We start from the raw sequence: 6,324 nt of genomic DNA, 5'->3' as shown, positions 1-6,324 counted from the left end.
ATGCAGGAAGAGGCCCCCGGTCAGGTGTTCTGGCACCCCAACGGCTGGACAGTTTACACAGAACTGCAAGACTATATGCGCCGCCAGCAGCGCAAGGGCGGCTACGTCGAGGTGAACACACCGCAGGTCGTGGACCGCAAGCTGTGGGAAGCGTCAGGGCACTGGGAAAAGTATCAGGACCATATGTTCATCGTCGAAGTCGATGAGGAACACGCCCGTGAAAAGGCAGTCAACGCACTCAAGCCGATGAACTGCCCTTGTCATGTCCAAATATTCAACCAAGGCCTGAAATCCTATCGCGACCTGCCGCTGCGCATGGCCGAATTCGGATCGTGCAACCGATATGAACCCTCCGGCGCGCTGCACGGCATCATGCGGGTGCGCGGTTTTACGCAGGACGACGGGCATATTTTCTGCCGCGAGAGCCAGATCGAAAGTGAAACCGCCGCATTCATCCGTTTCCTGAGCGAGATTTACAAAGACCTCGGGTTTGAGAATTTCAAAGTGAAGTTTTCCGACCGCCCCGAAAAACGCGCAGGATCGGATGAAGTCTGGGACAAGGCAGAAGCCGCACTTCTGGCCGCCACCCGTGCGGCGGGGATCGAGCCGGAACTGAACCCCGGTGAGGGCGCTTTCTATGGTCCCAAGCTGGAATTCGTGCTGACAGATGCGATTGGCCGCGATTGGCAGTGCGGGACCCATCAGGTGGACTTTGTGCTGCCTGAACGGCTGGATGCCACCTATATCGGTGAAGACGGCGCCAAGCACCGCCCCGTCATGTTGCACCGCGCGACACTGGGGTCATTCGAGCGCTTCATCGGTATCCTGATCGAGGAACACGCGGGCAAGCTGCCGTTCTGGCTGGCCCCCCGTCAGGTGGTTGTCGCGACGATTGTGTCGGATGCCGACGATTATGCCCTCGAAGTTGTGGCCGCTTTGAAAGCTGCCGGTGTGCGGGCCGAGGCCGATTTGCGCAACGAAAAGATCAACTTCAAGGTCCGCGAACATTCGGTCGGCAAGGTGCCTGTGATATTGGCTCTTGGCGCACGCGAAGTCGAAGAACGCACCGTGACGGCACGACGCCTTGGTGAGAACAAGACATCTGTAACATCTCTCGAAGAAATTGTTGCAGAGCTGGGGAAAGCGTCAACGCCGCCTGACCTTCTGTAACATTCCAGCGCTGGACTCTGTAATAAACCCGCCGATGCCCGCATCGGCGGGTTCTTTGTTTTCCCACGGGAATTCGCCCTGCGTCAGGGTGCCGCAGGGCATAGATATGTCACACCACCTCACACCAGCGCGACGCACGCGGCTGTGAATGGCCTGCAAGCAGGCGGCACGACTAGGCTTTGGGTATCGCCGGACAACGGTGACGATGCAATTTGACCCAAACCAAAGGAAATTTCGATGTCCAACGCAACCAAAACCCTCGTCCTGGCCAGCGCTGTCGCAACGGCTGTCGCAGGCCTGTCCACAACCGCCGCCGCTGAAGGCGACGTCAAGTGCTTTGGCGTATCGCTTGCCGGTGAAAACGACTGTGCAGCAGGCCCGGGCACGACATGTGCAGGCACGTCCAGCGTTGATTACCAAGGCAACGCATGGACGCTTGTTCCTGCCGGCACATGCGAAACAATGGAACTGCCGACAATGGCCGACGGCACCGCGCGCAAGGGTTCTCTCGAGGCACTCGACCGCGACCTGCCAGCATAGTCCAATCTGTGGTAAGGTGGATCATGGTCCACCTTATCTTCACCGACGCAAGGGCCTTTGCCATGCTTGACGCAGCACGATCCTCCCATCTGCCCGCACGTCCCGGTGTTGGGTACAAAACCCGGCACTATCGCGCAATCATGGCAAACCCCGACCCACTGGGTTGGCTGGAAATCCACGCCGAGAATTACATGGGCGATGGTGGCCGCCCCTTGGCGCAACTGCGCCACCTTGCCGAACGGTTTCCGATTTCCGTGCACGGTGTCGGTCTTTCTATCGGTGGCGAAGGCGACCTTGATGCCGACCACCTTGCCCGCCTCAGGCATCTGGTGACATGGCTGAACCCCGCCAGCTTTTCCGAGCATCTGGCATGGTCCACCCACGACAGTCATTTCTTCAACGATCTGCTCCCCCTGCCCTATACGCCCATGACGCTCACCCGCGTTGCCGCACACATCGATCAGGTGCAAGAGGCGGTCGGTCGCCGCATGTTGCTGGAGAATCCTTCCAGCTACCTTGCCTTTACCGAATCCACGATGTCCGAAACCGATTTCCTGCGCGAACTGTCCCGGCGCACCGGTTGCGGCCTTCTGCTTGATGTCAACAACGTCTTCGTCAGCGCCACGAACCTCAAGACTTCGCCCCAAGCATATATCGACGATTTCCCGCTGGAAGCTGTCGGTGAAATCCACCTTGGTGGCCATGACGAGGATGAGGACGAAACCGGCGCGCCCCTGTTGATCGACAGCCACGGCAAACCTGTGGTCGATCCGGTGTGGGCACTGCTTGATTATACCCTTGCCAAATCCGGTCCCAAGCCACTCTTGATCGAGTGGGACACAGATGTACCCGACTGGCCTGTTCTTGCCGTTGAAATTGCGCGCGCAGACTGTGCGCTTGCGCAGGTTACGTCATGACTGTCACCCAAGCCGCCTTCAAGGCCGCGATGCTTGATCCTGCCGCCGCCGTGCCAACGGGCATCGTTAACCCTGACGGGGCCGCCGCCGGCAAACGCTTTGATGTCTACCGCAACAATGTCGCCGTCAGCTTGTCCGATGCGCTGGAGGCCGCGTTTCCGGTTGTCCGCAAATTGGTGGGTGACGAATTTTTCCGTGCGATGGCCGGTGTCTTTCTGCGCAAACATCCCCCGAATACACCGCTGATGATGTTCTACGGCGAAGCGATGCCGCAGTTTCTGGGGCGGTTTGAACCAACGAAATCCATCCGCTATCTGCCTGATATTGCAAGAATCGAGCTTGCGATGCGCCATGCGTACCATGCAGCGGATGCAACGCCGGTTGATCCGGAAACTCTTGGGTCACTGGCTGCGGATACATTGATAGGGGCGAAACTACGGATCGCCCCTGCAACGCAGACGGTGACGTCGGACTTTCCGGTGCATGCCATCTATCTTGCCAACACCCAAACTGAAGCGCCCAAACCTGTGATGCAGGCCGAAGCCGTGCTCATCACCCGACCCGCTTTTGACCCGCAAATCCACCGGATCGACGCAGCCTCTGCCGCCTGCATCGACGCCCTGAAAAAAGGGCAATCGCTGGGGCACGCGATGGCAACTGGCGATGAAACCCTTGATCTGGGTGCGGTGCTGGGCCTGCTTTTGGCCCAAGGCGCTGTGACGGACATTTACTGAAAGGCCATCCCATGACGACCATGCCACTTGCCCAGATGGCCCAACCCGTCAACCGCCTTGGCGATGCTGTCCTGCCGATCCTTGCGCGGATCGTGTTCGCAGGGGTTCTGCTGATGTACTATTGGAATTCCGGCCTGACCAAGCTGGGCGACGGGGTTTTTGGCATCCTGCAACCTTCATCCGGCGCGTATGTCCAGATCTTTCCAAAGGCTATGGAAGCGGTCGGCTATGACACCTCGCAACTGACAATCTTTCATTGGGCAGTTGTCGCCGGCGGCACGATTGCAGAGTTCGTTCTGCCCGTCCTGATCATCATCGGCCTGTTCACACGTCTTGCGGCCGTGGGCATGACCGGTTTCATCGTCGTGCAATCCCTGACCGACCTGTACGGTCACGGCGGCATCGCCCACGAAGGCACGCTCGGCGCATGGTTCGACCGCATGCCAGACGCGCTGATCCTTGATCAGCGCGCGTTCTGGGTACTTTGCCTTTTGATATTGGTCTTCAAAGGGGCCGGTCCGCTATCTGCTGACCGGCTGCTCTTTAGAAGTGCGCCTTAGGCTCGTCCGGTTTGCCAGCGGCGATGGCAAGGATGCCACCGAGTGCCACAAAGCCGACGGGGAACATCGTGCCCACATTGAAGCCGAATGCCGCATAGAAGCAAAACGCGCTGACCAGCATCAGGATACCGCCCCACAGGGCGCGTGCCTTGGCCATCGCACCACCGGCAATCGCCAACAGAGGGGCGATGAAGCTGGCAAAGCGAATGAAACCGGGATTTTCGAGGAAACCGAACAGTTCGCCCACTTCGGCGTGCCGGTCTGATAATTCGGCGTAGCCATAGCCAAAAAGACCGACGATGATACCGATCAGGCCACCGATGATACCAAGCATACTTGCGGCGTTGCGCATGGGTGTTCTCCTTACTGCTCTGAAGCTCACATAAGCAGTTTGTCGTCAGCCGCCAAGGTACTTTGCCTGAACGTCAGCTTTCCAGCCGATCGTCCACGTCCCGTCTGCTTCGATCACAGGGCGTTTCATCAAGGTGGGGTGAGCCGCCAACAGCTCTGCCGGATCAGCAGCCTTTTCAGCGTCACTCAGGCCGCGCCATGTGGTGGAGGCGCGGTTTAGCGCGGCGTCTGCGAACTCTGCGATAATGGCGGCGCGATCACGGTCGGACAAGCCATCCGCGCGGACATCAATCACCTCGGGAGTGTACCCGGTGGCAGTGAGCGCCTTGAGTGCTTTGCGACATGTATCGCACGATTTTAGGCCGAAAAAACGCACTTTGCCTCCTTTTTGGGCAGATGCAATCCAAAAGCCGCCAATGCGACGACGTGTCATTTGCCTTTTGCTTAAATCAGATAATTCTACGGATATGAAGTCGAAGGGAAGTCCGCATATCGCGGGGCCCAAGACATGCCCAGCCCTACGCGGTGCGATAATTTGAAGGAGAGCGGACAATGCCAAACGGCACTGTGAAATGGTTCAATACGACAAAAGGCTACGGGTTCATTGCGCCTGACAACGGCGGCTCGGATATCTTCGTGCATATCTCGGCGGTTGAACAATCAGGGCTGACCGGCCTTGCCGATGACCAGAAAGTCAGCTTCGACCTGATCGAAGGTCGCGATGGTCGTCATATGGCCGGCAACATCGCAAAATCCGAGTAGCGGCGCAACCGGCAAGGAGAGCCTGCCCCCTAACGCTTGTTCTGCTGCATACGGCTGCGGATCAACTCCATGACGTCCTCTGACTGCATGGGCCTGTCAGGTGGTGTGGCGCCGGAAGATATGTTTTGCAGGTGGTCATCCATCGACATGTCAAAAGCGTTCTGCTGGTCGGCGACCGCCCGTGCCTCGTCCATATAAGATACGACGCCAGCAGCGCTTTGCAGGCTGATTGCCCAGATATAAAAAATCAGCGCCAAACCGATGAAGATGCCGGTTTCAAGGCCAAGCAAATCCAGAGCATCAAGACCCTGCGTGGTTTCAAGCTGCGCCATGGCAGCGGTCAGGCTTTCACCATAGCCCAGCAGATAGCAGATTGCGATGGAGAGCGGGACTGCGAAGGCTGACAGGATATAGGCGATCACGACCACAAACAGCATGGACAGAAAATCGCGCCCGAAACCGTAAAAGGGCGTGTGCGGGCGTCCGCCCGGATCAGCGCCGACCGAGGCTCCGGCGAAAGGCATCAGGAGTGCGGCACGCAAACCGATGATCAGGACACCGGCGACCCAAAGCACGGACAGCGTAACGGCGGGGTCCAAGGCCATCAGTTGTTCCAGCACCATGCTGTTGTCCATCGCCGCAAAGCGCCCCAGATCGTCCAGCGTCAGCGGCGTCGCAAGGAAATAGACGGTGGCAGCGCCCGCCACGATCAGCAGGACGCAAAACACCTCGAACAGGCCATAACCGATGGCGGGCAGCAACAGCCCGAAATAGCTGTTGCGCATACTGCTTTGCTTGGCCTGAAGGCCGAGCCGGGCACCGACGATGACCGGTAAAACGCTGGACGCCACACCGAATGCAGTGCCTGCGATGATGGTCAGGAAGGGCGAAACGAACGCGATGATGAATATGAAAAACGCGGCAATGATGCCGAACATGATCAGCGCGATGATCATGAACGGGAACACCAGAACCAAGCGCCACAAGACGGCAAGCGAAAACGGGGCGGGGAGGAGGCGGGGGCGGAGAGGAGGCGGAGGCGGAGGCGGTGGCGGTCCGGGTGCGGGTCAGCATGAGCGCGCAGCGTTCGCCTCGTCGTCAGTGACTGTGGTCGCCCGCCTTGTGGGGATGGCCGAATCGCAGAAGGCTTGAGGAGGGGCCGTTTCGTCCGGAGGACGGGCCTGAGGAGGGCCCGAACTTGGGGCCGGAGGGGCCCAAGTTTGGGCCGGAGGACGGGTCGAACAGGCCCCTCACCGGCGTCCTTCCCCGCAGGAGCGCACAGCGTTCTCC

The 6,324-nt window shown here is 59.0% G+C and carries 9 protein-coding genes; 6 read left to right on the top strand and 3 right to left on the bottom strand.

From position 1 onward, the window contains the following. From thrS to R6T97_RS15660, 5 genes are all read left to right on the top strand, one after another. Nucleotides 1-1,170, top strand: a 1,170-nt coding sequence (gene thrS / locus R6T97_RS15680; protein ID WP_410350222.1) for a threonine--tRNA ligase, incomplete at its 5' end; no start/stop codon positions are given. A 237-nt stretch (nucleotides 1,171-1,407) separates the two neighbouring features. Then, nucleotides 1,408-1,710, top strand: a complete 303-nt coding sequence (locus R6T97_RS15675) for a DUF2282 domain-containing protein (RefSeq protein ID WP_410350221.1) — start codon at nucleotides 1,408-1,410, stop codon at nucleotides 1,708-1,710. Nucleotides 1,711-1,772: 62 nt separating this feature from the next. Further along, complete coding sequence (locus R6T97_RS15670; protein ID WP_410350223.1) at nucleotides 1,773-2,627, top strand: DUF692 family multinuclear iron-containing protein; 855 nt, start codon at nucleotides 1,773-1,775, stop codon at nucleotides 2,625-2,627. Further along, complete coding sequence (locus R6T97_RS15665; protein ID WP_410350220.1) at nucleotides 2,624-3,361, top strand: DUF2063 domain-containing protein; 738 nt, start codon at nucleotides 2,624-2,626, stop codon at nucleotides 3,359-3,361. Before R6T97_RS15670 ends, R6T97_RS15665 begins: the two co-directional genes overlap by 4 nt. Nucleotides 3,362-3,372: 11 nt before the next feature. Continuing rightward, nucleotides 3,373-3,921: a DoxX family protein gene (locus R6T97_RS15660; RefSeq protein ID WP_410350219.1), complete on the top strand. Its 549-nt coding sequence runs from the start codon at nucleotides 3,373-3,375 to the stop codon at nucleotides 3,919-3,921. On the opposite strand, the gene R6T97_RS15655 is transcribed toward R6T97_RS15660, so the two are convergent. Together R6T97_RS15655 and R6T97_RS15650 are read right to left on the bottom strand one after the other, a co-directional pair. After that, on the bottom strand, nucleotides 3,905-4,273 hold the full coding sequence (locus R6T97_RS15655) for a hypothetical protein (protein ID WP_410350218.1): 369 nt from the start codon (nucleotides 4,271-4,273) through the stop codon (nucleotides 3,905-3,907). The genes R6T97_RS15660 and R6T97_RS15655 overlap by 17 nt on opposite strands. A 45-nt stretch (nucleotides 4,274-4,318) precedes the next feature. After that, on the bottom strand, nucleotides 4,319-4,648 hold the full coding sequence (locus R6T97_RS15650) for an arsenate reductase family protein (protein ID WP_410350217.1): 330 nt from the start codon (nucleotides 4,646-4,648) through the stop codon (nucleotides 4,319-4,321). A 176-nt stretch (nucleotides 4,649-4,824) separates the two neighbouring features. On the opposite strand from R6T97_RS15650, the gene R6T97_RS15645 reads away from it, so the two are divergent. Further along, nucleotides 4,825-5,034, top strand: a complete 210-nt coding sequence (locus tag R6T97_RS15645) for a cold-shock protein (RefSeq protein WP_410350216.1) — start codon at nucleotides 4,825-4,827, stop codon at nucleotides 5,032-5,034. A 29-nt stretch (nucleotides 5,035-5,063) separates the two neighbouring features. Here the strand turns inward: R6T97_RS15645 and R6T97_RS15640 are convergent, their stop codons facing one another. Beyond that, the gene (locus R6T97_RS15640) at nucleotides 5,064-5,990 is read right to left on the bottom strand and encodes a hypothetical protein (RefSeq protein WP_410350215.1); all 927 of its coding nucleotides are present in this window, start codon (nucleotides 5,988-5,990) and stop codon (nucleotides 5,064-5,066) included. Nucleotides 5,991-6,324 lie beyond the last annotated feature (334 nt).

It is taken from the genome of Yoonia sp. (assembly GCF_046498525.1).
Lineage (GTDB): Bacteria > Pseudomonadota > Alphaproteobacteria > Rhodobacterales > Rhodobacteraceae > Yoonia.
This window is presented reverse-complemented; position numbering and strand designations above follow the sequence as displayed.